The following is a 22,691-nucleotide window of genomic DNA, read 5'->3' on the forward strand; positions in this document are numbered from 1 at the left end:
GAGTCGGCCCGCGGCCTTTCCTCGGGGAAAGCACCTGCCGGCGGAAAGCGGGGGTTTCCGCCGGATCAGCACGCGACACGCCGTGCGTCGGCGTACCGATCACGCGGAAACACGGGGGCGACAGCCTTTCCCCGCGGAAAGCCCCCACCGACCAGTCGGCTGCGCCCTGCCTCAGCCGACGACCAGCACGTGCAGGGTGCGGGGGCCGTGGACGCCCTCGACGCGGTCGAGCTCGATGTCGCTGGTGGCCGACGGGCCGCTGATCCAGGTGAGCGGGCGGGCCGGGTCGAGGGAGGCGACGGCGTCGGGCACGTCGGCGACGACCTGGTCGGCACGGACGACGCACACGTGCAGGTCGGGCACGAGCGAGAGGGCACGACGGCCCTGCCCCGGGCCGTGGTCGAGCACGATGGTGCCGGTCTCCGCGACGCCCACGCGCGCCAGCGTGACGACGGCGTCGATCCCGTCGAGGTCAGTGGCGCTGAGGCCGTCGTCGGGCACCGAGCCGGGCACGGCGTAGCCCAGGCCGTCGGGGACGACGGCGACGGCGCCGTCGAGGGCGGCCGCGATGCGAGCCTCGACCTCGTCGGGGCCGCAGCGCTCGACGACGGCCTTGTAGTCGGCGACGCGCTCGGCGAAGCGGTCGACGTCGCCGGGCCTCGGCTCACGCGACTCCCGGGCGGGCGGGGTGGCGGTGGCGCTGGCGGTCGCCTCGCGCACCCGTCGCAGCACCTCGTCGCGGGCGCTCACGAGCGACCCCCGTCCGTACGCCGCCACCACGCGCGGAACGACTCGGGCGGCGCCGTCGGCAGGTCGCGGGCCGAGCTCCACGCCGGCGCCAGTCCGAGGCGCCGCGCCAGGCCGGTGCCGAGACCGGTGAGGCGCTGGGCGAGGCCGAGGCGGCGGGAGCTGGCGAAGGTCTGGCCGGCCCCCTTCATCGCGGCGGCCTCGACCGAGGGACGTCCGCCGCGGTGCGCGTCGACGACCTGGGCGCGCAGGTCGACCAGCACCGAGGGGATGTCGATCTTGACCGGGCAGACCTCGTAGCAGGCCCCGCACAGCGAGGAGGCGTACGGCAGCGAGTCGACCTGCTCGTCCACCCCCACGCCCTTGAGCAGCGGGTTGAGGATCGCGCCGATCGGGCCCGGGTAGACCGAGCCGTAGGCGTGTCCCCCGGTGCGCTCGTAGACCGGGCAGACGTTGAGGCACGCCGAGCAGCGGATGCAGCGCAGCGCCTGCCGTCCGACCTCGTCGGCCAGGGCGCGGGTGCGGCCGTTGTCGACCAGCACGACGTGCACCTCCTGGGGGCCGTCGCCGGGGGTCACGCCGGACCAGGTCGAGGTGTAGGGGTTCATCCGCTCCCCCGTGGAGGAGCGGGGCAGCACCTGCAGGAAGGTGTCGAGCTCGGCCCAGGTCGGCACCACCTTCTCGATGCCGACCACCGAGACCAGCACCTCCGGCAGGGTCAGGCACATCCGGCCGTTGCCCTCGGACTCGACGACCACCAGCGTGCCGGTCTCGGCGACCGCGAAGTTGGCGCCGGAGACGCCGACCTTGGCGCGGAGGAACTTCTCGCGCAGGTGCAGTCGCGCGGCGTTGGCCAGCTCGGACGGCACCTCGGTGAGGTCGTCGGGGGCCGGGCGGCCGGCCGCGGCCATCTTGTCGACGAAGATCTGCCGGATCTCCGCGCGGTTGCGGTGGATCGCCGGCACCAGGATGTGGCTGGGCAGGTCGTCGCCCAGCTGCACGATCAGCTCGGCGAGGTCGGTCTCCCACGCGGCGATGCCCTCCGCGGCGAGCGCCTCGTTGAGGCCGATCTCGACGGTCGCCATCGACTTGACCTTCACGACCTCGTCGACCTCGTGGGCACGCGCCACCTGGGCGACGACCGCGCTCGCCTCCGCGGCGTCACGGGCCCAGTGCACCGTCGCCCCCGCCGCGGTGAGCCGCTCCTCCAGCGTCAGCAGGTGGGTCTCGAGGTCCGCCAGGGCGGCGTCCTTGACGCCCGCCGCACGGGTGCGCAGCTCCTCCCAGTCGTCGAGCTCGCCGACCACGCGCGCCCGCTTGCCGCGGATCGTGCCAGTGGCGTGGGCGAGGTTGTGACGCAGCTGGCTGTCGGCGAGCGCCGCGCGGGCCGCCTCCGGGAAGGCCGGCATGCCGACGAAGGTCGCGCCCGTCATGCCGGCAGCCGGTCGGGCTCGGGCGAGGCACCGGGGCTGGCTCCCTCGGTGGCGGCCAGCACCTCCGCCAGGTGCATGGTGCGGACGCCGCCGCGCTGCCGGCGCAGCAGGCCACCGATGTGCATCAGGCACGAGGAGTCGCCCGCGACGAGCACCTCGGCGCCGGTCTCGCGCACGTGGCGGGCCTTGTCGGCGCCCATCGCGACCGAGGTGTCGGCGTTCTTGACCGCGAAGGTGCCGCCGAAGCCGCAGCACTCCGCCTCCCCCGGCAGCTCGCGCAGGTCGATGCCGCGCACCTCGCGCAGCAGCGAGAGCGGTCGGTCGCCCACCCCCAGCATCCGCAGCGAGTGACACGTCGGGTGGTAGGTCACCGAGTGGGGGAACGACGCGCCGACGTCGGTGACGCCCAGCACGTCGACCAGGAACTCGCTCAGCTCGTAGGTGCGCGAACCCAGCGTGGCGACGGCCTCGGCGAGCGCCGGGTCGTCGGCACGGCGCGCGACCAGGCCGTGCTGGTGGCGGGCGCAGCCCGCGCAGGACCCCGACGGCGCCACCACCGCGTCGTACCCCTCGAAGGCCGCCGCGAAGGCGCGCACCGCGGGTACCGCCTCGTCGAGGTAGCCCGAGTTGACCATCGGCTGGCCGCAGCAGGTCTGACCCTCGGGGAAGTCGACCTCGACCCCCAGCCGTGAGAGCAGCCGCACGACCGCCTTGCCGACCTCGGGGAAGAGGGTGTCCCCGAGACACGTCACCATCAGTGCCACACGCATGGGCCCACGCTACGCGTCGTCGCCGGGGGTGGGGCGCTGGTACACGTCGGGCACGCCGTCGCCGTCGGCGTCGACCTGCTCGGCCTCGTGCAGCAGCCGGTAGGCCCGCTCCCGCAGGCCCAGCAGGACGCCGGCCAGCGCGGCGGCGAGGAGCGAGGCGGTCAGGATGGCCACCTTGACGTGGTCGTCGCGCTCGCTGCCGGCGCCGTAGGCGAGGTCGCCGACGAGCAGCGAGACCGTGAAGCCGATGCCGGCCAGCACCGAGACGCCCAGCACGTCGACCCAGCGCAGGCCGGGGTCGAGGCTGGCGCGCGTGAAGCGCGACATCGCCCACGTGGTGCCGAGGATCCCGATCGGCTTGCCGAGCACCAGGCCCGCGACGATGCCGAGGGCCACGGGGTCGGAGAGCGACTCCACCAGGCCGTCGAGGCCGCCGATGGTGACGCCGGCGGCGAAGAAGGCGAAGACGGGCACGCAGAAGCCGGCCGAGAGCGGCCGCACGAGGTGCTCGAAGTGCTCGGCCAGGCCCGGGCCGGCGTCAGGTCCACCGGCCGCGTGGCTGCGCAGCACCGGGACGGTGAAGCCGAGCAGGACCCCCGCGACGGTGGCGTGCACCCCCGACTCGTGCACCAGCCACCAGCACGCCAGGGCCAGCGGCACCAGCAGCCAGACCGCGCGCACCCGCCGCTGGACCAGCAGGGCGAAGACGCCGAGGGGCACGGCCGCCGCGAGCAGGTAGAGGGGCTGCAGGTCGGCGGTGTAGAAGATCGCGATCACCGTCACCGCCAGGAGGTCGTCGACGACGGCCAGGGTCAGCAGGAAGGTGCGCAGCGCCGTCGGCAGGTGGTGGGCGATGACGGCCAGCACCGCGAGGGCGAAGGCGATGTCGGTGGCGGTGGGGATCGCCCAGCCGTTGAGCGCCCCGTCGCCGGTGCGCAGGTTGAGCAGCACGAAGATCAGCGCCGGGGCCACCATGCCGCCGACGGCGGCGGCGATGGGCAGGGCGGCGCGGGCGGGGTCGCGCAGGTCGCCGGCGACGAACTCGCGCTTGAGCTCGAGGCCGACCACGAAGAAGAAGACCGCCAGCAGGCCGTCGGCCGCCCACGTGCCGAGGCTGAGGTCGAGGTGCAGGGCCGAGGGGCCCACGGTCGTGTCGCGCAGGGCGGCGTACCACGCCCCGCCGCCGATGTTGGCCGCGACGAGGGCCACCGCGGCCGCGCCGATGAGCAGGCCACCGCCGAGGGTCTCGCTGCGCAGCACGCCGGCGATGCGACGCGCCTCCGGCCAGGAGCCCCGGCTGAAGACGACACGGCTCTTGTCTGCCACTGGTGCTCCTCGGGGGTCGTCAAGACGTCGCCGACCAGACTTCCCGGCACACCGTCGGTCAGCCTAGGCCACGCCGGGCCACCGCAGCACCGGGGTCACGCACGACGAAGGCCTTGACCGTCGCACGACGGTCAAGGCCTCCGGGAGTGCGGGGCTCAGCCCTTGAAGACGTCCTTGACGTTCTCGCCGGCCTGCTTCGCCGACGCCTTGGACTGGTCGGCCTTGCCCTCGGCCTGCAGCTCGCGGTCGCCCTTGGCGTCGCCTGTCGCCTCCTTGGCCTTGCCCTTGAGGTCCTCAGCGGTGTTCTTCGCCTTGTCAGCGAGTCCCATGGTGGTGTCCCTTCTGGTGGGGTCAGGTGCCTACACCCCCGGCAGTTCCCGATCCGCCCCGCCTCACTCCCCCGCGACGCGCCGTACTGTGGCCGCGTGGACGCCGAGGCCTGGGACGCGCGGTACGCCGCCGCGCAGCGCGTCTGGTCCGTCGGGCCCAACGCGCTCGTCGAGGCCGAGCTGGCCGACCGGTCGCCCGGACTCGCCGTCGACCTGGCGTGCGGCGAGGGCCGCAACGCCGTCTGGCTGGCACGCCGGGGCTGGCGGGTGCACGCCGTCGACTTCTCGGTCGTGGCGGTCGACCGCGGCCGCGCGGCGGCCCCGGAGGTCACCTGGGAGGTGGGCGACGTGCTCACGGCGCCCCTGCCCACGCAGGCCGACCTGGTGCTGCTGGCCTACCTGCAGCTGACGGCGGAGGAGCGCCGCACGGTGCTGCGCCGGGCGTGGGAGGCGCTCGCCGTCGGGGGCCGGCTGCTCCTCGTCGCCCACGACGCCAGCAACCTGCTCGAGGGCACCGGGGGCCCGCGGGACCCGGAGGTGCTCTACACCGCCGACGACGTGCTGGCCGACCTCGCCGACCTGCCGGTCGTGGTGCACCGCGCCGAGCGCGTCACCCGTGAGGTCGTCGCGCCCGACGGGCACGGGCCGGCAGGCACGGCGTACGACGTGGTGGTCGTCGCCGACCGCGGCTGAGCCCGTCTGACCATCGCGGCTCAGCCGCGGGTCTCGCCGTCCTGCTCGACCCGGTGCTCCCGCTCCGTGGGCTCCTCGGGGCGCTCCACGGGACCGAAGACGCCACGCTCGGCGTTGGCCCGGGTCTTGCGGATCTGGCGGACGAAGCTCCACATCAGCAGCGCGGTGGCCGCCACGAGAGCCACGAAGAGCCAGAAGGCGCCCCAGCCCGCGCGCACGTCCTCGGCCTCCGGCACCGGGTCGACCGCGGAGGCGAGCAGCAGCACGAGGTCCATGCCACCCATTGTGCCTCGCGGCCCGGCCCCGGGCTCAGACCAGGTCGTCGCGTCCGCGGATGCCGGCGAAGAGGTCGTCCTCCGGCAGGGAGCTCTCCACGTGGGAGGTGACCAGCTCGTAGTCCTCGGTCGGCCAGGCCTCCCGGGCCACCTGCAGCGGCACGCTGAACCACGGGCCGTCGGGGTCGATCTGCGTCGCGTGGGCGATCAGCGCCTGGTCACGCACCCCGAAGTAGTCGGCGCACGGCACCCGCGTGGTGATGCGGTCGTCGTGGGCCGGGTCGGGCTTCCACTCCTCGAGGCGCTCGGCGTACGGCGACTCCAGGCCGTGGGCGAGCATCGCGTCGTGCAGCGCCTGGGTGCGGGGCCGGTTGAAGCCGTGGTGGTAGTAGAGCTTCAGCGGCTGCCAGGGCTCGCCGGCGTCGGGGTAGCGCTCGGGGTCGCCCGCCGCCTCGAAGGCCACCATCGACACCCGGTGGCACATGATGTGGTCGGGGTGGGGGTAGCCGCCGTTCTCGTCGTACGTCGTGAGCACGTGCGGCTTGAAGGACCGGATCAGGCGCACCAGCGGCTCGGCCGCGACCTCGGGGTCCATCAGCCCGAAGCACCCCTCGGGCAGCGGCGGCTTGGGGTCGCCCTCGGGCCAGCCGGAGTCGACGAAGCCCAGCCAGTCCTGGGTGACGCCGAGGATCTGGCGGGCCGCCTCCATCTCGCGCTTGCGGATCCCGGCGATGTCGGCCAGCACGTCGGGCCGGTCCATCTTGGGGTTGAGGATCGAGCCCCGCTCCCCGCCGGTGCAGGTGACCACGTGGACGTCGACGCCCTCGGCGACGTACTTCGCCGTGGACGCGGCACCCTTGCTCGACTCGTCGTCGGGGTGCGCGTGCACGTGCATCAGGCGCAGCATGCCGCCCATCGTAGGAGCACGCCCGGGTGGGAGGATGCTGCAGGTGACCCCCCAGGACCCGCTCGCCGAGCGGTACGGCCGCGGCCGGTCGCAGCGCGGGCGCTGGGTGGTCGTCGCGTCCGGCATCGTCGGGGTGGTCGCCCTCACCTGGCTGCTGTGGGTGATCTGGTTCGAGAGCACCCCCGCGGCGCAGTCGCAGCTGCAGGGCTACGACGTGGTCTCGGGCGAGCTCGCCACCGCTCAGGTCACCGTCACCCTCGCCGACCCCGACGTCGAGGCCTCCTGCCTGGTGCGCGCCAGCGCCGCCGACAGCAGCGTCGTGGGCGAGCGCAGCTTCCAGGTCACCGGCGTCGAGGGGCCCCAGCGGCTCGAGGTCGAGGTGCGCACCGAGCGCGAGGCCACGAGCGTCGAGATGGTCGGCTGCACCGCCCCCGGCCAGTCGCGCCCGCGCTGATCACGAGCCCATCGCGGGTCCGCGAGATTTGGGTACGCCCCGGGTGACATTGGTAGTGTCATCCACTTGCCCGCGCGGCACCCCGTGCCGCCCGCCGCACCACACGCACCTCTCTCCCTACAGGAGTCACTCGATGACCGAGACCACCACCGGCACCGTCTGGCTGACGCAGTCCAAGTACGACGAGCTCCGGGCCGAGCTCGACACGCTCAAGAACGAGACCCGCGCCGACATCGTCAAGCGCGTCAGCGACGCCCGCGACGAGGGCGACCTGAAGGAGAACGCCGGGTACCACGCGGCCCGCGACGAGCTCAGCAAGGTCGACGGCCGCATCGCCCAGCTCACCGACATGCTCGACCGCGCCCAGGTGGGCGAGACGCCCGCCGACGACGGCGTCGTCGAGCCCGGCATGTTCGTCACCGTGCTGCTCGGCGGCTCGGAGAAGAAGTTCCTCCTCGGCGCCCGGGAGATGGCCGACGAGAGCGAGGAGATCGACGTCTTCTCGCCGCAGTCGCCGATGGGCCAGGCGATCAACGGTGCCCGCAAGGGCGACACCGTGGCCTACGAGGCCCCCAACGGCAAGAGCTTCCAGGTCGAGATCGTCGACGCGGTGCCCTACCGGGGCTGAGCCGCCACCGTCGGCTCAGCCGACGATCCGGAAGCCGAGCTCGCGCAGACGCCCGAGCACGGCCTCCGCGTGGTCGGGGCCGCGCGTCTCCAGCTGCAGCTGCACCTGCACCTCGCCGAGGTGCAACCGGGTCGAGGTGCGCTCGTGCGCGACCTCCAGCACGTTGGCCCCCTGGCCGGCGAGCTCGGCCAGGAGCGTCGCCAGCCCACCGGGACGGTCGGGGATGACGCAGCCGATGTTGAGGTAGCGCCCGCCCGCGGCCATGCCGTGGCGGATCAGGTTGCCCAGCAGCAGCGGGTCGACGTTGCCGCCGGAGAGCACCGCGACGGCCGGGGTCTCGAAGCGGCCCGGGTCGTCGAGGATGGCGGCGACGGCCGCGGCACCCGAGGGCTCCACGACCATCTTGGCCCGCTCGAGCAGCAGCACCAGGGCGCGGGAGAGCGAGTCCTCGCTGACCGTGACGACCTCGTCGACGTGCTCCTGCACGGCGGCGAAGGGGATGTCGCCCGGCTTGGCGACCGCGATGCCGTCGGCCATGGTGGTCATCCGCTCCAGCTGCACCGGCGCGCCGGTGCGCAGCGACTCGGGGTAGGCCGCCGCCTCCTCGGCCTGCACCCCCACCAGGTGGACGTCGGGGCGCAGCGCCTTGACCGCCAGCGCGATCCCCGCCAGCAGCCCGCCGCCACCGGTGGGCACCAGCACCGTGCGCACCTGGGGCGCCTGCTCGAGGATCTCCAGGCCGCAGGTGCCCTGGCCGGTGACGATGTCGGGGTGGTCGAAGGGGTGGATGAAGACGGCGCCGGTCTCGACGGCGTACTCCCGGGCGGCCTCCAGCGCCTGGGTCAGGTACTCGCCGTGGAAGCGGACGTCGGCGCCGTAGCCGCGGGTGGCGTTGGCCTTCGGGATGGGGGCGCCGTCGGGCATGAAGACGGTGGCGCGCATCCCGAGCTCCTTGGCGGCCAGCGCGACGCCCTGCGCGTGGTTGCCCGCCGAGGCCGCCACGACCCCGCGGGCCCGCTCCTCGGGCGAGAGCCGGGAGAGCCGCAGGTAGGCGCCGCGGATCTTGAAGGAGCCGGTGCGCTGCAGGTTCTCGCACTTCAGCCGCACCTCGCCGCCCACCACCGAGGTGAGCCAGCGCGACCCCTCCATCGGGGTGCGCAGCGCGAGCTGGGTGACGACCTCGCGGCACTCCTCGATGTCGGCGATGGTGACGCTCATCCGGGCTCCTCCTCCTGCGGGTCCGGCGGCAGGTCGTCCTGGGCCGCCGCCGCCAGCGGATCCTCCCCGATCCGGGTCGCGGAGGCCAGGTGCTGCACCACGGCGTTGACCGACGCCGCGAGCGGGACCGCGATGAGGGCGCCCGCGATGCCGGCGACCAGGATGCCCATGGCGATGGCCACGATGATGCCAAGCGGGTGGAGCGCGACGAAGCGGCCCATCAGGAAGGGCTGCAGCACGTGCGCCTCCAGCTGCTGCACCCCGACCACGACGGCGAGCATGATCAGCGCCGTCACCGGCCCCTGGGCGACCAGCGCCACCAGCACGGCGACCGCGCCGCTGACGGCCGCGCCCACCAGCGGCACGAAGCCGCCGAGGAAGACGAGCACGGCGATGGCGCCCACGAAGGGGACGCCGAGGATCGCCGCGCCCAGCGCGATGCCCGCGGCGTCGACCGCCGCCACCACCACCGTGGCCCGGATGAACTGGGTCAGGGAGCGCCAGGCGACCCGGCCCGAGGTGTCGGCCTGCGTGCGGCCCGCCCGGGGGAAGAGCCGCACCAGCCAGGCCCAGATCCACGGACCGTCGGCGAGGAAGAAGTAGGTCGCGAAGAGCACGATGAAGACGCCGGCGACGACGTGGCCGACGGTCTCGCTGAGCGCGCTGACGCGCCCCACCGCGTCGTCGCCGAAGGCGGTGAGCTGGCGCTGGCCCTCCGAGAGCATCGTGCTGATCTGCGAGTCGGTGATGCCGAGCGGACCGTCGCGCAGCCAGGAGCGGATCTGGCCGAGGCCATTTGCGACCTGGTCGTTGAGGCCGGCCGCGCCCTCCACGATCGAGCTGCCGACGAAGGTCAGCAGCAGCACGACCACGCCGAGACCGCCGCCGACCACGACGAGCGAGGCCAGCTGGCGCGGCAGCCCCCAGCCACGGAGCCGGGCGACGACCGGCGAGACCAGGGCGGCGAGGAGCAGCGCGATCACCAGCGGCAGCACCACGACCATGAAGAAGCCGGTCAGCCAGAGGATCAGCGCGCCGGCGGCGGCGATCACGAGGAAGCGCCACGCCCAGGCGGCCGCGAGGTCGACGCCGTACGGCACCTGCGCGCGGCGCAGGTTGCTGGGACCGGGGTCGAGCGCCAGCGGGAGGTCGGCCGCACGCCGGGCGGCCCGCGTCTCGGCCCACTGCTGCGCGATCCTGGCCCGGAGCTCCAGCGTCTCCAGCTCGTGGCGCTCCGCCGCCCGGGCGGCGTCCTGCTCGCGCGCCCGGCGGACCTGGCTGCCGCGGCTGCGGAGCCGCTCGATCAGACGCGCTCGGGTCGCCACACGGTCAGCCTAGGGCGTGTGCACCCCGCCCTAGGGTGGCGGCATGCGCAACCCCGTGCAGCAGTACCTCGAGGACATCGTCGCCCAGTGCGGCGACACCGACGGCGCGGTCGCGGACTACATCCCCGAGCTCGCCGCGGCCGACCCCGACCGCTTCGCGCTCGCCCTCGCGACCGTCGACGGGCACGTCTACGAGGTCGGCGACACCGACGTGCGCTACAGCATCCAGTCGATCTCCAAGCCCTTCACCTACGCCCTCGCCCTGACCGACCAAGGCCCCGAGGCGGTCGCCGAGAAGGTCGACGTCGAGCCGTCGGGCGAGGCCTTCAACGAGATCAGCCTGGCCGGCGACACCGGGCGGCCGCGCAACCCGATGATCAACGCCGGCGCCATCACCGCGGCCTCCCTGGTGGCGGGCGGCAGCGGCGCGGAGCGCTTCGACCGCACGCTCGCCTGGTACGGCAGCTTCGCCGGGCGCGAGCTCGAGGTCGACGAGGCGATCCACGACTCCGAGCTGGCCACCGCCCACCGCAACCGGGCCATCGCGCACATGCTCCGGGAGTTCCGCGTGCTGGAGGGCGACCCGGAGGACACGCTCGCGCAGTACGTGCGGCAGTGCTCGGTCGAGGTCGACACGGTCGACCTCGCCCGGATGGCCGCGACCCTCGCCAACGGCGGCGTGCAGCCGCTGACCGGCGAGCGGGTGCTCTCCGGCCCCACGACCGAGCGCGTGCTCAGCGTGATGGCCACCTGCGGCATGTACGACGCCGCCGGCGACTGGATCTCGGCCGTCGGCATGCCCGCCAAGAGCGGGGTGAGCGGCGGCATCATCGCGGTGCTGCCCGGGCAGGTGGGGCTCGCCGTCTTCTCCCCCCGCCTCGACGCCCACGGCAACAGCGCCCGCGGCGTGACGCTGTGCGAGCGGATGTCGCGCGACATGGAGATGCACCTGATGCACGTGGGCCGCAGCTCGCGCACGGCGGTGCGGGCGGCGTACCCGCTCTCGCGGCTCTCCTCGCGGCGCCGCCGCCCCGAGGACGACCAGGCCGTGCTGGAGGCGCACGGCGACCGCGCGCGGGTCTACGAGCTGCACGGCGACCTGCTCTTCGCCGAGGCCGAGCACGTCGCCCGCCGGGTGGTGGCCGACGACCCCGAGCTCGCCGTCTTCGACGTACGCCGCCTCGACGACGTCGCCCAGGTCGCCCGGGAGACCCTGCTCGGGCTGCGCACGACGCTGCGCGAGGCCGGGGCCGAGGCGGCCATCGTCGACCCCGACGGGGTCCTCCCCGACCCCGACGCCGGCACCGGCGAGGCGAGCCCGGTCTTCCCCGACCTCGTCGCCGCGGTGGTCTGGGCCGAGGACGAGCTGGTCCGCCGCCACGGCGATCGCGACCCGGACGCCCCCGACGACGGCGACGCGGTCGTCGCCGAGCACCCGCTGCTGCGCGACCTCTCCCCCGGCGCCCGCGAGGTCGTCGACGGCCTGCTCGAGCGGCTGACCTACGCCGAGGGCGAGGTGGTGCTCGAGCCCGGCGGCAGCTTCGCCGGCGTGCACGTGATCGTGCGCGGCGAGGCCGTGGCCACCGTCGACGGCCCCGGCGGACCCGACGACGAGCCCCGCACGCTGGTGACGATGAACCCCGGGACCTCCTTCGGCGAGCTCGCGCTCGGCACCGACGGGGTGCAGGAGACCCGCATCCGCGCCTCGCGGGACCTCGAGGTGCTGCGCCTGGGCGCCGACGCGCTCGAGCGGCTGACTACCGAGCGTCCCGAGGTGGCGGTGGAGGTCTGGCGGGCGATGACGCACGACGGCTACCGCGTCGCCGACCGTGCCCTGCGCGCCTCGGTCACCCTGGGCTGAGCCCCCGGCGTACGTCGTCGCCGCCGGTGCTGCGGTCGGCGGATCTCGCAGACGCGCGGGCACAAGTCACGGATCGCGCCCGGGTCGTCCGGGTATGTGGTGGTGCCCGGCGGACTTGTGCCCGCGCGTCTGCGACCGGACCGGCCCGCGACCTCAGGCCGTGATGATGTAGACGGCGACGACGAGGGTGCAGATCGCCAGGCCGAGGGAGAGCAGGTGGGCGGCAGCGCCGGGGGGTGCCGGCTCGCCGGCGCGGATGGCGCGGTCGGTGCGCACGTAGTGGCGGTAGCCGGCGGAGAGCGACACCACCGCGGTGCCGACGAAGCAGACGGCCAGCACCACGGCCATCGGGCCCTCGACGAAGTGGGCGACCGCCACGGCGGCGGCGAGCAGGCCGACCCCGGTGCGCTGGTAGGCCAGCAGGGTGCGCTCGTTGGCCAGCGAGAAGCGGACGTCGGGGTCGGGCACGCTCATGGGCGCGACGCCAGGGCCCGGTCGAGGTCGGCCAGGAGGTCGTCGCCGGTCTCGATGCCCACCGAGAGCCGCACCAGGTCGCCGGGCACCTCCAGCGGGGTGCCCGCGACGCTGGCGTGGGTCATCTTGCCGGGGTGCTCGATCAGCGACTCCACGCCGCCGAGCGACTCGCCGAGGGTGAAGACGCGGGTGCGCTCGCACACCGCGAGCGCCTGCTGCTCCCCGCCCGTGACGCGGAAGGAGACCATGCCGCCGAAGCGGCTCATCTGCCGCGAGGCCACCTCGTGGCCCGGGTGGTCGGCCAGCCCCGGGTAGTAGACGTGCGAGACGTCGGGGTGGCCGGCGAGGAAGCCGACGACGAGCTCGGCGTTGTCGCAGTGCCGGTCCATCCGCAGCCCCAGCGTCTTGAGCCCCCGCAGCGACAGCCAGGCGTCGAAGGGGCCGGCCACCGCGCCGATCGCGTTGTGGTGGAAGGCCAGCGCCTCCGCGAGCTCGCCGGAGCCCGTCGAGGCGCCTCCGACGACGAGCGCGCCGCCGACGACGTCGGAGTGGCCCCCGGCGTACTTGGTCGTCGAGTGGACCACCACGTCGGCGCCGAGCGTCAGCGGCTGCTGCAGGTAGGAGGAGGCGAAGGTGTTGTCGACGACGAGCAGCGCGCCGGCCTCGTGCGCCACCGCGGCCAGCGCCTCGATGTCGCCGACGTTGAGCAGCGGGTTGGTCGGGGTCTCGACCCACACCAGCCGGGTGCGGCCGGGGCGGATCGCCGCCCGCACGGCGTCGACGTCGCTGACCGGCGCGGCGTCGTACTCCAGTCCCCAGCGGGTGGCGACCTTGTCGACGAGCCGGAAGGTGCCGCCGTAGGCGTCGTCGGGGATCACCACGTGGTCGCCGGGCACGCAGGTGGCGTGCAGCAGCGTGTCTTCCGCGGCCAGGCCGGAGGCGAAGGCGAAGGCCCGCTCCCCCTGCTCCAGCGCGGCCAGGGTCTGCTCCAGCGCGGTGCGGGTGGGGTTGCCCGAGCGGCTGTACTCGTAGCCGCCGCGCAGCCCGCCGACGCCGTCCTGCTTGTAGGTCGACGTGGCGAAGATCGGCGGGATGACCGACCCGGTGCTGGGGTCCGGCTCCCAGCCCGCGTGGATCGCGCGGGTCTCGAAGCCGGCCTGGGCGAGGTGCTCGTCGGTCACCCTCGCGAGGCTACTCGTCCGGGAACACCCGGGCGCGGCCTACCGTTGGGAGCAGCGAGCCCCGAGGAAGGACCACCATGCTGTTCAGCCGAGCCAAGACCCAGCTGCCCACCGCCGAGGACGCCCTGCGCGGCCGCGAGGAGCGCTGGTTCCCCCTCTCCGAGCGCCACCGGGTGCTCGACGCACCGCTCGTCACCGACGAGGTCCCCGAGGGGTACGACGTCGCGCTCTTCGGCCTGGGCTGCTTCTGGGGTGCCGAGGAGGTCTTCTGGCAGGTCCCGGGCGTCTGGTCGACGTCGGTCGGGTACGCCGGCGGCCACACCGCGCACCCGTCGTACGAGGAGGTGTGCTCGGGCCGCACCGGCCACACCGAGGCCGTGCGGGTGGTCTTCGACCCCGCGCAGGTCTCCTACGCCGACCTGGTCGCGACCTTCTTCGAGGTCCACGACCCGACCCAGGGCATGCGCCAGGGCAACGACGTCGGCACCCAGTACCGCTCCGCGATCTACTACGCCTCCCCCGAGCAGCGCCAGGTGGCCGAGGACGTCGTCGCGCGCTACCAGGCCGAGCTCGACAAGCGCGGCTACGGCGCCATCACCACCGAGCTGCGCCCGGCCGAGGAGACGCCGTACTACTACGCCGAGGACCCGCACCAGCAGTACCTGGTGAAGAACCCCTTCGGCTACCGGTGCCACAGCAACACCGGGGTGCCGGTGCCCCGCGGCTGACGCCCCGCGCCCGACGTGAGCCGGCGCACAGGATTCGGGGTGGCCGGCGGCGCTGCGGCACACTGACGGCCATGACCGAGCCTCACCCCGACCATCTCCAGGGCCAGCCCGAGGGCCAGCCCCGCTCCCCGGCCCATTCGCTGTGGGTCAAGGTGGTGGCCGCGGTCGTCGCCGTCGCGCTCGTCTTCGGCGCCGGCTTCGTGGCCTTCACCGTGCTCACCGGCGAGCCCGAGCGCGACATCTCGCTGCCCGACACCGTGGCCGGCATGTCGCGCGACGCGGCGCTGGAGCAGCGGGCGTCCGGCGAGCTCGACACCGCCGCCCAGCAGTTCGCCTCGCTCTTCGACGGCCAGGCGCGCGCCCAGCTCGGCATCTACGACCAGGCCGACGAGGAGCGCGGCCCCACGGGGCCGGTCAACGTCGTGGGCGTCGACATCGAGGGCGAGACCGACCCCCAGCAGCTGCTCGACCAGGCCGCCTCCACCGCGGAGCGCAACGGCCTGCAGGTCGAGCGGGTCGGGGCCGGCGAGGGCGCCCAGGGCCTGTGCGCCTCGCAGGACACCGGGACCCAGCTGTGCATCTGGGCGACCACGACCAGCTTCGGCCAGGTCTTCACGACCACCGAGGGCTGGACGGTCGACCAGCTGCGCTCGCTGATGACTGCCGTGCGCGGCGACGTCGAGACGGTCGACTGAGCCCGCCGTGCTGACCCGCTGGGGCCGCGACCTCGACCGCGCGCACCCGCTCCCCGAGCACCCGCGGCCGCAGCTGGTGCGCGAGGGATGGAGCTCGCTCAACGGCCCGTGGCAGCACGCCTTCACCGCCGACGACGAGCCGCCCGTGCAGTACGACGGTCCCATCACCGTCCCCTTCTCCCCCGAGACGCGGCTCTCCGGCTCGGGCCGTCAGCTGCAGCCCGACGAGCGGCTCTGGTACCGCCGCGAGGTCGAGGTCGCGCCACCCGAGCACGGCGGCCGCGTGCTGCTGCACTTCGGCGCCGTCGACCAGCGCTGCACGGTGTGGGTCGACGGCACCCGGGTGGGCGGCCACGTCGGCGGCTACCTGCCCTTCACCCTCGACGTCACCGAGGCGCTCGCCGAGGGTGACCGGCACGAGCTCGTGGTGCGGGTGCGCGACGTCTCCGAGACGGGGTGGCACGCCCGCGGCAAGCAGCGGCTCGACCGCGGCGAGATCTGGTACACCGCGCAGTCGGGCATCTGGCAGACGGTGTGGCTCGAGGTCGTGCCCGCGGCGTACGTCGCCGACCTGGCGCTGGTGCCCGACCTGGACCACGACCTGCTCCTCGTGACCGTCGAGCCGGGTGGCGCCGGTCCCGCCGACGCACCGGCCACGGCCACCGTGGTGGTGCGAGCCGGCGACGCCGAGGTGGCGCGGGCCGACGTGCCGGTCGGCACCCCCGCGCCGCTGCCGCTGCCCGGCGCGAGGCGCTGGTCGCCGGAGGACCCCTTCCTCCACGACGTGGAGGTCACCTACGGCGACGACCGCGTGACGTCGTACGCCGGCATGCGCTCGGTGGGCGTCGGCACCGACGCCGACGGCCACCGGCGGCTGCTGCTCAACGGGGCGCCGTACCCCCACGTGGGGCTGCTCGACCAGGGCTACTGGCCCGAGAGCCTGCTGACCCCGCCCAGCGACGCCGCCATCGTCAGCGAGCTCGAGCTGGTCAGGTCGCTCGGCTTCACCGTGCTGCGCAAGCACGCCAAGGTCGAGCCGCTGCGGTGGTACCACCACTGCGACCGGCTGGGGCTGCTGGTGTGGCAGGACGTCGTCAACGGCGGCGAGCGCTACCACCCGCGCGCCGTGCACCGCGCCGAGACCGAGCGACGGCTGCCCGACCGGCTCCGCCGGGTCTACGGCCGGTCCTCGCGCCGGGGGCGCCGGGAGTTCCTCGGCGAGGTCGACGAGACCGTCCGGCTGCTGCGCTCGGCGCCCTCGGTCGTGGTCTGGACGCCCTTCAACGAAGGCTGGGGCCAGTTCGACGCCAACCGTGTGGCCCGCCGGATGGCGCGCCTCGACCCCACCCGGCTGGTGCTGCAGGCGAGCGGCTGGGTCGACCAGGGCGGCGGCGACCTGCGGGGCTACCACTCCTACCTGCGCCACTTCACGATGCCCCGGCGGCGTCGCGGACGCGCCGGGCGACGACCGGTGGTGCTCTCGGAGTACGGCGGCTACGCGCTGCTCGTGCCCGGCCACTCCTGGGGCTCCCACGAGTTCGGCTACCGGGGCTTCGGCTCCGCCGAGGAGCTCACCGAGGCGCTGGTCGAGCTGCACGACGCGATGAGCGCGGAGGCCGCCGCCGGTCTGGCCGCCACCGTCTACACCCAGCTCACCGACGTCGAGGACGAGGTCAACGGCCTGCTGACGTGGGACCGCGAGGTGCTCAAGGTGCCGGCCGAGCGCCTGCGCGAGATCACCGCGTCGCTGCGCGCGGCGATGACCGGCCCCGCCTCCTGACCAGGGTCACCTGACCTGCTGCGCCGCGGCGGGGTCGGGTGCGGTGCCCGCCACGACGGCGGCCAGGGTCTCGACCCCGTCGACGAGCCGGGGTCCCGGCCGGGCCCACGAGGCGTTGGCGTCGACCGCCCAGACCGGCACGTCCGGGGGCAGCTCGCCGGAGGCCACGACCGCCTTCGCGAGGCCGACGGCGTCCGGCAGGTGGTAGCCGCAAGGGGCGCAGACCACGAGCTCGGGGCGCGAGGCGCGCACGTCGTCCCAGGTCACGCGCACCGACTTCGCGCCGGGCTCGCCGAGCGCGGAGGTGCCCCCGGCCACCTCGACCATCTCGGGCACCCAGTGCCCGGGGGCGTAGGGCGGGTCGGTCCACTCCAGCACGAGCACCCGCGGACGGTGCCGCAGCGTCAGCGTGCGACCCCAGACGAGCGTCAGCCGTCGTCGCAGGTCGGCCATCAGCCGCTGCGCCGCCTCCTCCCGCCCCGTCGCGGCACCGAGCACCCCGACCGAGGCGACGACCTCGTCGAGGGTGTGCGGGTCGATGGTCAGCACCTCGCCGCGGCACCCGAGGTGGCGCAGCGCGTCGTCGACGACCGAGACGTCGACCGCGCACACCGCGCAGAGGTCCTGCGTCACGACCAGGTCGGCGTCGAGGTCGCGCAGCGCTCCCTCGTCGAGCCGGTAGAGGTCCTCGCCCGCGCGCATCGCCGCGACCACGTAGGCGTCGATCCCGGCCGCGTCGAGACCCTGGGGCATCGCGCTCGTCGAGACGATCCGGCGCTGTCGTGCCTCCGGCGGGTGGTCGCACTCGAAGGTCACGCCGACCACGTCGTCACCGGCGCCGAGGGCGAAGAGGATCTCCGTCGTCGACGGGAGCAGCGAGACGATCCGCATGCCGCGATCCTGCCAGCAGCCCCACGGCGCCCGGTCATGGGCTAGCCCACCTCGGCGACGGAGTTCCTGCGCCGCCGCGCGATCCCCAGAATGTGCGCGTGAGCGACCGACTGACCGAGCACTCCTACCTGACCGTCGCTCGCGACGCCGTCGCCGAGGTGGAGGTCGAGCGCTCCCGCTTCCGCTGCACCGTCGCCCGCGTGACCGAGGAGGGCGAGGCGCGCAGCGTGGTGGAGTCGATCCGCCGCGAGCACTGGGACGCCCGCCACCACTGCTTCGGCTTCGTGCTGGGTCCCGACCGGATGGCCGAGCAGTCCTCCGACGACGGCGAGCCACCCGGCACGGCCGGGGCGCCCATCCTGCAGCAGCTGCGCGGCCGCGAGCTCAGCGACGTGGTCGCCGTGGTCACCCGGTGGTTCGGCGGCACCCTGCTGGGCACCGGCGGGCTCGTCCGGGCGTACAGCGCCGCCACGCGGGCGGCGCTCGACGAGGCCGGACTCGTCGAGCGGGTGCGCCACCACGTCTACGAGGTGACCGTCGACTTCACCGACGCGGGCCGGCTCGAGCACGACCTGCGTGCCCGCGGGGCGCGCGTCCTGGGGGTCGAGTACACCGGTGAGGCGCAGCTGCGCTTCGCCGTGCCGCCCGGCTCCCACGGGGTGAGCGAGGAGATCGTCGCCGAGCTCACGGGCGGCAGCGCGGTGCCCGTCGCGGTCGGCGAGCAGTGGGTCGACACCCCGCGTTGAGCCCGGCGGCGACCCCGCCCCTGGAGACCGCCCGAGTTTCGTGACAATTCGGACGGCGGACGCCTATCCTGGTGTGGCGTCCCGTCGCCGGTGTGCCCGCACCGGCGGGGCGCTCGGGCCGCGAGGCGGATCGCCTGCTCTGCAGGCCCCTCCACGTCCGCCCGGCCGGTCCGAGGATGGTGGGGTGGCACTCCCAAGGTCGCCCCACCATCTGCCCGTCCGATCCCGCCGACGACGCGGGCCTGGTCACTCCGAGACGAAGCCGAGCAGATCCTGTCGGGTGAGCACGCCGATGGGCTTGCCGTCCTCCTGCACCAGCACGGCGTCGGCCTCCCGCAGCACCGCCACGGCCTCGCTCACCCCGGCCCCCGCGCCCATCGTCGGCAGCGGCTTGTCCATGTGGTCCTCGACCTGGTCCGCCAACCGGGCGGCCCCGGCGAAGAGCGCGTCGAGCAGGCGGCGCTCGGAGACCGACCCCGCGACCTCGGCGGCCATGATGGGCGGCTCGGCGCGCACCACCGGCATCTGCGAGACGCCGTACTCCTGCAGGATCTGCACGGCCTCGGCGATCGTCTCGGTGGGGTGGGTGTGCACCAGCGCGGGGATGTCGCCCTTCTTGGCGCGCAGCACCTCGCCGACGGTGCGACCGCTGTCGGGGTCGGCCAGGAAGCCGTAGCGGGCCAGCCAGGCGTCGTCGAAGACCTTGGTGAGGTAGCCACGGCCGCTGTCGGGCAGCAGCACCACGATCACGGCGTCGGTCACGCCCTGCTCGTCGAGCTCGTGGGCCAGCTGCACCGCGGCGTGCGCGGCCATGCCCGAGGAGCCGCCGACGAGCAGCCCCTCCTCCCGCGCCAGCCGTCGCGCCATCGCGAAGGAGTCGCCGTCGGAGACCTCGATGACCCGGTCGGCCACGTCGCGGTCGTAGGTGTCGGGCCAGAAGTCCTCGCCGACGCCCTCGACGAGGTAGGGCCGGCCGGTGCCGCCGGAGTAGACGGAGCCGTGGGGGTCGGCGCCCACGACCTGCACCGACGGGCTCTGCTCCTTGAGGTAGCGGCCGACGCCGCTGATCGTGCCGCCGGTGCCCATGCCGGTGACGAAGTGCGTGATCCGGCCCTCGGTCTGGCGCCAGATCTCCGGCCCGGTCTGCTCGTAGTGCGACGCGGGGTTGGCGGGGTTGGCGTACTGGTTGGGCTTCCAGGCGCCGTCGATCTCGCGGACCAGGCGGTCGGAGACGCTGTAGTAGCTGTCGGGGTGGTCCGGCGGCACGGCGGTCGGGCAGACCACGACCTCGGCGCCGTAGGCCTTGAGCACGTTGCGCTTGTCCTCGCTGACCTTGTCGGGGCACACGAAGACGCAGGAGTAGCCGCGCTGCTGGGCCACCAGCGCGAGCCCGACGCCGGTGTTGCCCGAGGTGGGCTCCACGATCGTGCCGCCGGGCTTCAGCTCGCCGGAGGCCTCGGCCGCGTCGACCATCTTGATCGCGATGCGGTCCTTCACCGAGCCGCCGGGGTTGAGGTACTCGACCTTGGCGAGCACGAGGGCGGAGGTGGTGCCCGCCGTGCGTCCGAGCTTGACCAGCGGGGTGTTGCCGATCAGCTCGAGGAGGGAGTTGGCGTAGTCCATGCGGCACAACCTAGTCGCGCACGAAGAGGAGCGCTCGACCGGAAGGGCGCGGGCCCGACTTGGCAACTACCGGACTCGGCGTGTCGTGCTCTATTTTCACATCTGCCCCGTCTGACCCAAGAAATTGGTGCATACTTCCCACATCTCCGCCACCGGCCGCCCCCCGCGGCTCCCCCGACAGAGAGCCTGACGCCACCATGTCTCCCTTGCGCCGTCGTCTGCGCGCCCTGCTGACCACCACGCTGGGCCTCGCCGTCGTGCTGAGCCCCCTGGCGATCACCTCCCCGAGCGCCGCGGCGGAGCCGAAGCACCGGGTCTCCTCGGCGCCCGAGGTCTTCTTCCCGCTCGTCGGCAACGGCGGGGTCAAGGACCGCAAGGACTACACCCCCGCGCGGGGCTACACCCGCATCACCGCTCCCTGCGGCAAGAGCGTGCGGACCTCGACGCCGGGCGTCGCCAGCGTCTACGAGCGCACCGTGCGCGGCGCCACGCGCTACGTCGTCCGCGTGCGCACCGGTGCCGACTCGATGTGGACCGGCTACTCCTACCTGAGCCGGGTCGCGGTCGCCGACGGACAGCTCGTGGCTGCCGGTCAGCGCCTGGGCCGGCTCGGCCAGGTGCCGGGCAACCCCGGCTGCACGCTGCGCTACAAGGTGGCCACCGGCTCCAAGCCGACCAACGCCTCGATCTGGCTCGACCGCTACGTCGGCAAGGCCCAGCCCACGGCACGACTCTTCGGCTCGGCCGGCTTCACGGTGGCCTCCTTCAACATCCTCGGCGCCAACCACACCGCCAACGGCGGTCGCAAGGGCTACAAGTCCTACGAGTCGCGCCTGGTGCGCGCCTTCCGCCTGCTCGACATGCGGGGGGTCGACGTGGTGGGGCTGCAGGAGTACCAGGTCAAGCAGCACGACTTCGCGCTGCGGCGCGGCTACGACGAGAAGTGGGCCAGCTACTTCTACAAGAAGGGCAAGACTCGCGACACCGACAACGCCATCCTCTGGCGCCGCGACAAGTTCGACCTGGTCGAGAAGCACACCTTCAACGTCCCCTACTTCCGTGGCACGCCGCGCGCGAAGCCGGCCGTCCTGCTGCGCGAGAAGGCCACCGGGCGCACCGCGTGGTTCCTCAACATCCACAACCCGACCAGCAACAAGAAGCAGGGCAACAACGACCGCTGGCGCGCCGAGGCGCTGCGCATCGAGCGCCAGAAGGTGATCGACCTGCGCGCCTCCGGTCGTCCGGTGCTGCTGCTCGGCGACTTCAACGAGAACACCAAGGCCTTCTGCGCGATGACCGCGGGCAAGCTGATGATCTCCCCCAACAGCCTGCCGAGCACCGACTGCGCGATGCCGCGCAGCTTCCACTCGATCGACTGGATCTTCGGCGCGGGCCAGGTGCGCTTCACCTCCTTCGCCAAGGACATGTATCCCTTCCGCGCGAAGATCAACGACCACCCGATCATCCTGGCCCGCGCCCACCTGCAGGATTGACCGGAGGTCTCCGCCTCACCGGGGCTTTCGTAGGATCGGGGTCGTGGGGAAGGCAGCGGCAGCACGCAAGCTCGCGTCGGCCGCCGCCTTCGGTGGCGGCGGACTGACGGCCGCGGGCGCGACGGCGTACGCCCTGCTGCGTGCGGAGGCGAGGATCGCCCGGCGCACCATCGGCACCACCAAGGACCGCGTGCCCGACGCCACGGGCTGGTACGGCCGGGGTCGCCCCGGCCCGGCGCTGCGTCTGGCCCTGCTCGGCGACTCCAGCGCTGCCGGCTACGGCGTCCGCACCGTCGAGGAGACGCCCGGCGCCTGGCTGGGCTCGCTGGTCGCCGAGCGCGCCGACCGGCGGGTGCACGTGCGCGAGTACGCCGTGGTGGGCGCCCAGTCCAGCCAGCTCGACGCCCAGGTCACCGCCGCGCTCGCCACCGAGCCCGACGTCGCGGTGGTGCTGATCGGCGCCAACGACGTCACGCACGCCGTGCTGCCCGCGGCCTCCGTCCGGCACCTCTCCGAGGCGGTACGCCGCTTCCGCGACGCCGGCACCCAGGTCGTCGTCGGCACCTGCCCCGACCTGGGCACGATCCAGCCGCTGCCGCCGCCCCTGCGGCAGGTGGCCCGGCTGTGGTCGCGGCGCCTGGCGGCCGCGCAGACCATCGCGGTCGTCGAGGCCGACGGGCGCACCGTCTCGCTGGCCTCGATCCTGGGCCCGGAGTTCGCCGCCGCGCCCGCGCTCCTCTTCGGGCCCGACCAGTTCCACCCCTCCGCCGCCGGCTACGAGGCGCTGGCGCGGGTGCTGGTCCCCTCGGTGCTGGCCAGCCTCGGGCTGCGCACCGACGGCGAGGAGACCCCGCGACCCGACCGTGGCGAGGCGGTCATGCCGATCGGCCACGCCGCCGTGCGCGCGAGCGAGAACGCCGGCACCGAGGTCGACGGCACCGAGGTGGGCGGGGCCAAGCGCGGCGTGGGCGGCCGCTGGGTGACCCTGATGCGTCGCCGGGTCCAGCCCGACGGCACCTCGGAGACCCCGCACGCGCAGGACGCCCCGGTCGACGAGTCGACCGAGGCGTCCGCGTAGCGCTGCTGCTCGAACCAGCTCCGCTGGTCGAGCCTG

At 74.0% G+C, this 22,691-nt stretch carries 23 protein-coding genes; 10 read left to right on the plus strand and 13 right to left on the minus strand.

The genetic code is table 11. The features are described 5' to 3' along the window. Positions 1-171 precede the first annotated feature (171 nt). From IG63_RS0102800 to IG63_RS21970, 5 genes are all read right to left on the minus strand, one after another. Positions 172-750, minus strand: coding sequence for a LutC/YkgG family protein (locus tag IG63_RS0102800; protein WP_030482862.1), 579 nt, complete (start codon positions 748-750; stop codon positions 172-174). Further along, entirely contained in the window at positions 747-2,180 is a 1,434-nt protein-coding gene (locus tag IG63_RS0102805) for a lactate utilization protein B (RefSeq protein WP_051706098.1), read from the minus strand. The genes IG63_RS0102800 and IG63_RS0102805 overlap by 4 nt, the downstream gene beginning before the upstream one ends. After that, positions 2,177-2,950 (minus strand): (Fe-S)-binding protein, encoded by a 774-nt coding sequence (locus tag IG63_RS0102810; RefSeq protein WP_030482864.1) that lies wholly within the window; start codon positions 2,948-2,950, stop codon positions 2,177-2,179. The genes IG63_RS0102805 and IG63_RS0102810 overlap by 4 nt, the downstream gene beginning before the upstream one ends. Before the next feature lie 9 nt (positions 2,951-2,959). After that, positions 2,960-4,276 carry a Na+/H+ antiporter NhaA gene (gene nhaA / locus IG63_RS0102815; protein WP_030482865.1) on the minus strand — a complete coding sequence of 439 codons (1,317 nt, stop codon included), beginning with the start codon at positions 4,274-4,276 and terminating at the stop codon, positions 2,960-2,962. Positions 4,277-4,431: 155 nt separating this feature from the next. Next, a complete protein-coding gene (locus IG63_RS21970; protein ID WP_084596543.1) occupies positions 4,432-4,605 on the minus strand; it encodes a CsbD family protein in 174 nt (57 codons plus the stop codon). Between the two features lie 96 nt (positions 4,606-4,701). On the opposite strand from IG63_RS21970, the gene IG63_RS0102825 reads away from it, so the two are divergent. Continuing rightward, on the plus strand, positions 4,702-5,298 hold the full coding sequence (locus IG63_RS0102825) for a class I SAM-dependent methyltransferase (protein ID WP_030482866.1): 597 nt from the start codon (positions 4,702-4,704) through the stop codon (positions 5,296-5,298). Between the two features lie 20 nt (positions 5,299-5,318). Here IG63_RS0102825 and IG63_RS0102830 read toward each other — a convergent pair whose 3' ends face one another. Next, complete coding sequence (locus IG63_RS0102830; protein ID WP_157210000.1) at positions 5,319-5,573, minus strand: hypothetical protein; 255 nt, start codon at positions 5,571-5,573, stop codon at positions 5,319-5,321. A 34-nt stretch (positions 5,574-5,607) separates the two neighbouring features. Continuing rightward, a complete protein-coding gene (mca, locus tag IG63_RS0102835) occupies positions 5,608-6,489 on the minus strand; it encodes a mycothiol conjugate amidase Mca (RefSeq protein WP_030482868.1) in 882 nt (293 codons plus the stop codon). Positions 6,490-6,523: 34 nt separating this feature from the next. Here mca and IG63_RS0102840 point away from each other — a divergent pair, with 34 nt between their 5' ends. Together IG63_RS0102840 and greA are read left to right on the plus strand one after the other, a co-directional pair. Further along, entirely contained in the window at positions 6,524-6,934 is a 411-nt protein-coding gene (locus tag IG63_RS0102840) for a DUF4307 domain-containing protein (protein WP_169741750.1), read from the plus strand. A gap of 133 nt (positions 6,935-7,067) precedes the next feature. After that, entirely contained in the window at positions 7,068-7,562 is a 495-nt protein-coding gene (gene greA, locus IG63_RS0102845) for a transcription elongation factor GreA (protein WP_030482870.1), read from the plus strand. Between the two features lie 15 nt (positions 7,563-7,577). Here greA and ilvA read toward each other — a convergent pair whose 3' ends face one another. Together ilvA and IG63_RS0102855 are read right to left on the minus strand one after the other, a co-directional pair. After that, entirely contained in the window at positions 7,578-8,780 is a 1,203-nt protein-coding gene (gene ilvA, locus IG63_RS0102850) for a threonine ammonia-lyase (RefSeq protein WP_030482871.1), read from the minus strand. After that, a complete protein-coding gene (locus IG63_RS0102855) occupies positions 8,777-10,105 on the minus strand; it encodes an AI-2E family transporter (protein ID WP_051706100.1) in 1,329 nt (442 codons plus the stop codon). Before IG63_RS0102855 ends, ilvA begins: the two co-directional genes overlap by 4 nt. 43 nt (positions 10,106-10,148) lie before the next feature. On the opposite strand from IG63_RS0102855, the gene glsA reads away from it, so the two are divergent. After that, the gene (gene glsA / locus IG63_RS0102860; protein ID WP_030482873.1) at positions 10,149-11,966 is read left to right on the plus strand and encodes a glutaminase A; all 1,818 of its coding nucleotides are present in this window, start codon (positions 10,149-10,151) and stop codon (positions 11,964-11,966) included. Positions 11,967-12,119: 153 nt separating this feature from the next. Here the strand turns inward: glsA and IG63_RS0102865 are convergent, their stop codons facing one another. Then, on the minus strand, positions 12,120-12,440 hold the full coding sequence (locus IG63_RS0102865; RefSeq protein WP_030482874.1) for a YidH family protein: 321 nt from the start codon (positions 12,438-12,440) through the stop codon (positions 12,120-12,122). Then, positions 12,437-13,621 (minus strand): cystathionine gamma-synthase, encoded by a 1,185-nt coding sequence (locus IG63_RS0102870; RefSeq protein ID WP_030482875.1) that lies wholly within the window; start codon positions 13,619-13,621, stop codon positions 12,437-12,439. The genes IG63_RS0102865 and IG63_RS0102870 overlap by 4 nt, the downstream gene beginning before the upstream one ends. 77 nt (positions 13,622-13,698) lie before the next feature. On the opposite strand from IG63_RS0102870, the gene msrA reads away from it, so the two are divergent. The 3 genes from msrA to IG63_RS0102885 all read left to right on the plus strand — a co-directional run bounded on the left by msrA (position 13,699) and on the right by IG63_RS0102885 (position 16,824). Continuing rightward, positions 13,699-14,349 (plus strand): peptide-methionine (S)-S-oxide reductase MsrA, encoded by a 651-nt coding sequence (gene msrA / locus IG63_RS0102875; protein WP_051706101.1) that lies wholly within the window; start codon positions 13,699-13,701, stop codon positions 14,347-14,349. Positions 14,350-14,420: 71 nt separating this feature from the next. Next, on the plus strand, positions 14,421-15,044 hold the full coding sequence (locus IG63_RS0102880) for a hypothetical protein (RefSeq protein ID WP_030482877.1): 624 nt from the start codon (positions 14,421-14,423) through the stop codon (positions 15,042-15,044). Between the two features lie 7 nt (positions 15,045-15,051). Next, the gene (locus tag IG63_RS0102885) at positions 15,052-16,824 is read left to right on the plus strand and encodes a glycoside hydrolase family 2 protein (RefSeq protein ID WP_030482878.1); all 1,773 of its coding nucleotides are present in this window, start codon (positions 15,052-15,054) and stop codon (positions 16,822-16,824) included. A 6-nt stretch (positions 16,825-16,830) separates the two neighbouring features. Here the strand turns inward: IG63_RS0102885 and IG63_RS0102890 are convergent, their stop codons facing one another. Further along, entirely contained in the window at positions 16,831-17,715 is an 885-nt protein-coding gene (locus IG63_RS0102890) for a TroA family protein (protein ID WP_030482879.1), read from the minus strand. A 98-nt stretch (positions 17,716-17,813) separates the two neighbouring features. Between IG63_RS0102890 and IG63_RS0102895 the strand changes: the two genes are divergently transcribed. Further along, complete coding sequence (locus IG63_RS0102895) at positions 17,814-18,461, plus strand: IMPACT family protein (RefSeq protein WP_245604281.1); 648 nt, start codon at positions 17,814-17,816, stop codon at positions 18,459-18,461. A 246-nt stretch (positions 18,462-18,707) separates the two neighbouring features. Here IG63_RS0102895 and IG63_RS0102900 read toward each other — a convergent pair whose 3' ends face one another. Then, positions 18,708-20,084, minus strand: a complete 1,377-nt coding sequence (locus IG63_RS0102900; protein WP_030482881.1) for a cystathionine beta-synthase — start codon at positions 20,082-20,084, stop codon at positions 18,708-18,710. Between the two features lie 206 nt (positions 20,085-20,290). On the opposite strand from IG63_RS0102900, the gene IG63_RS0102905 reads away from it, so the two are divergent. Beyond that, positions 20,291-21,577 carry an endonuclease/exonuclease/phosphatase family protein gene (locus IG63_RS0102905; protein WP_030482882.1) on the plus strand — a complete coding sequence of 429 codons (1,287 nt, stop codon included), beginning with the start codon at positions 20,291-20,293 and terminating at the stop codon, positions 21,575-21,577. A 43-nt stretch (positions 21,578-21,620) separates the two neighbouring features. Further along, on the plus strand, positions 21,621-22,655 hold the full coding sequence (locus tag IG63_RS0102910; RefSeq protein WP_030482883.1) for an SGNH/GDSL hydrolase family protein: 1,035 nt from the start codon (positions 21,621-21,623) through the stop codon (positions 22,653-22,655). Positions 22,656-22,691: the final 36 nt, after the last annotated feature.

This window comes from Nocardioides aequoreus (genome assembly GCF_000720335.1).
Classification (GTDB): domain Bacteria; phylum Actinomycetota; class Actinomycetes; order Propionibacteriales; family Nocardioidaceae; genus Marmoricola; species Marmoricola aequoreus.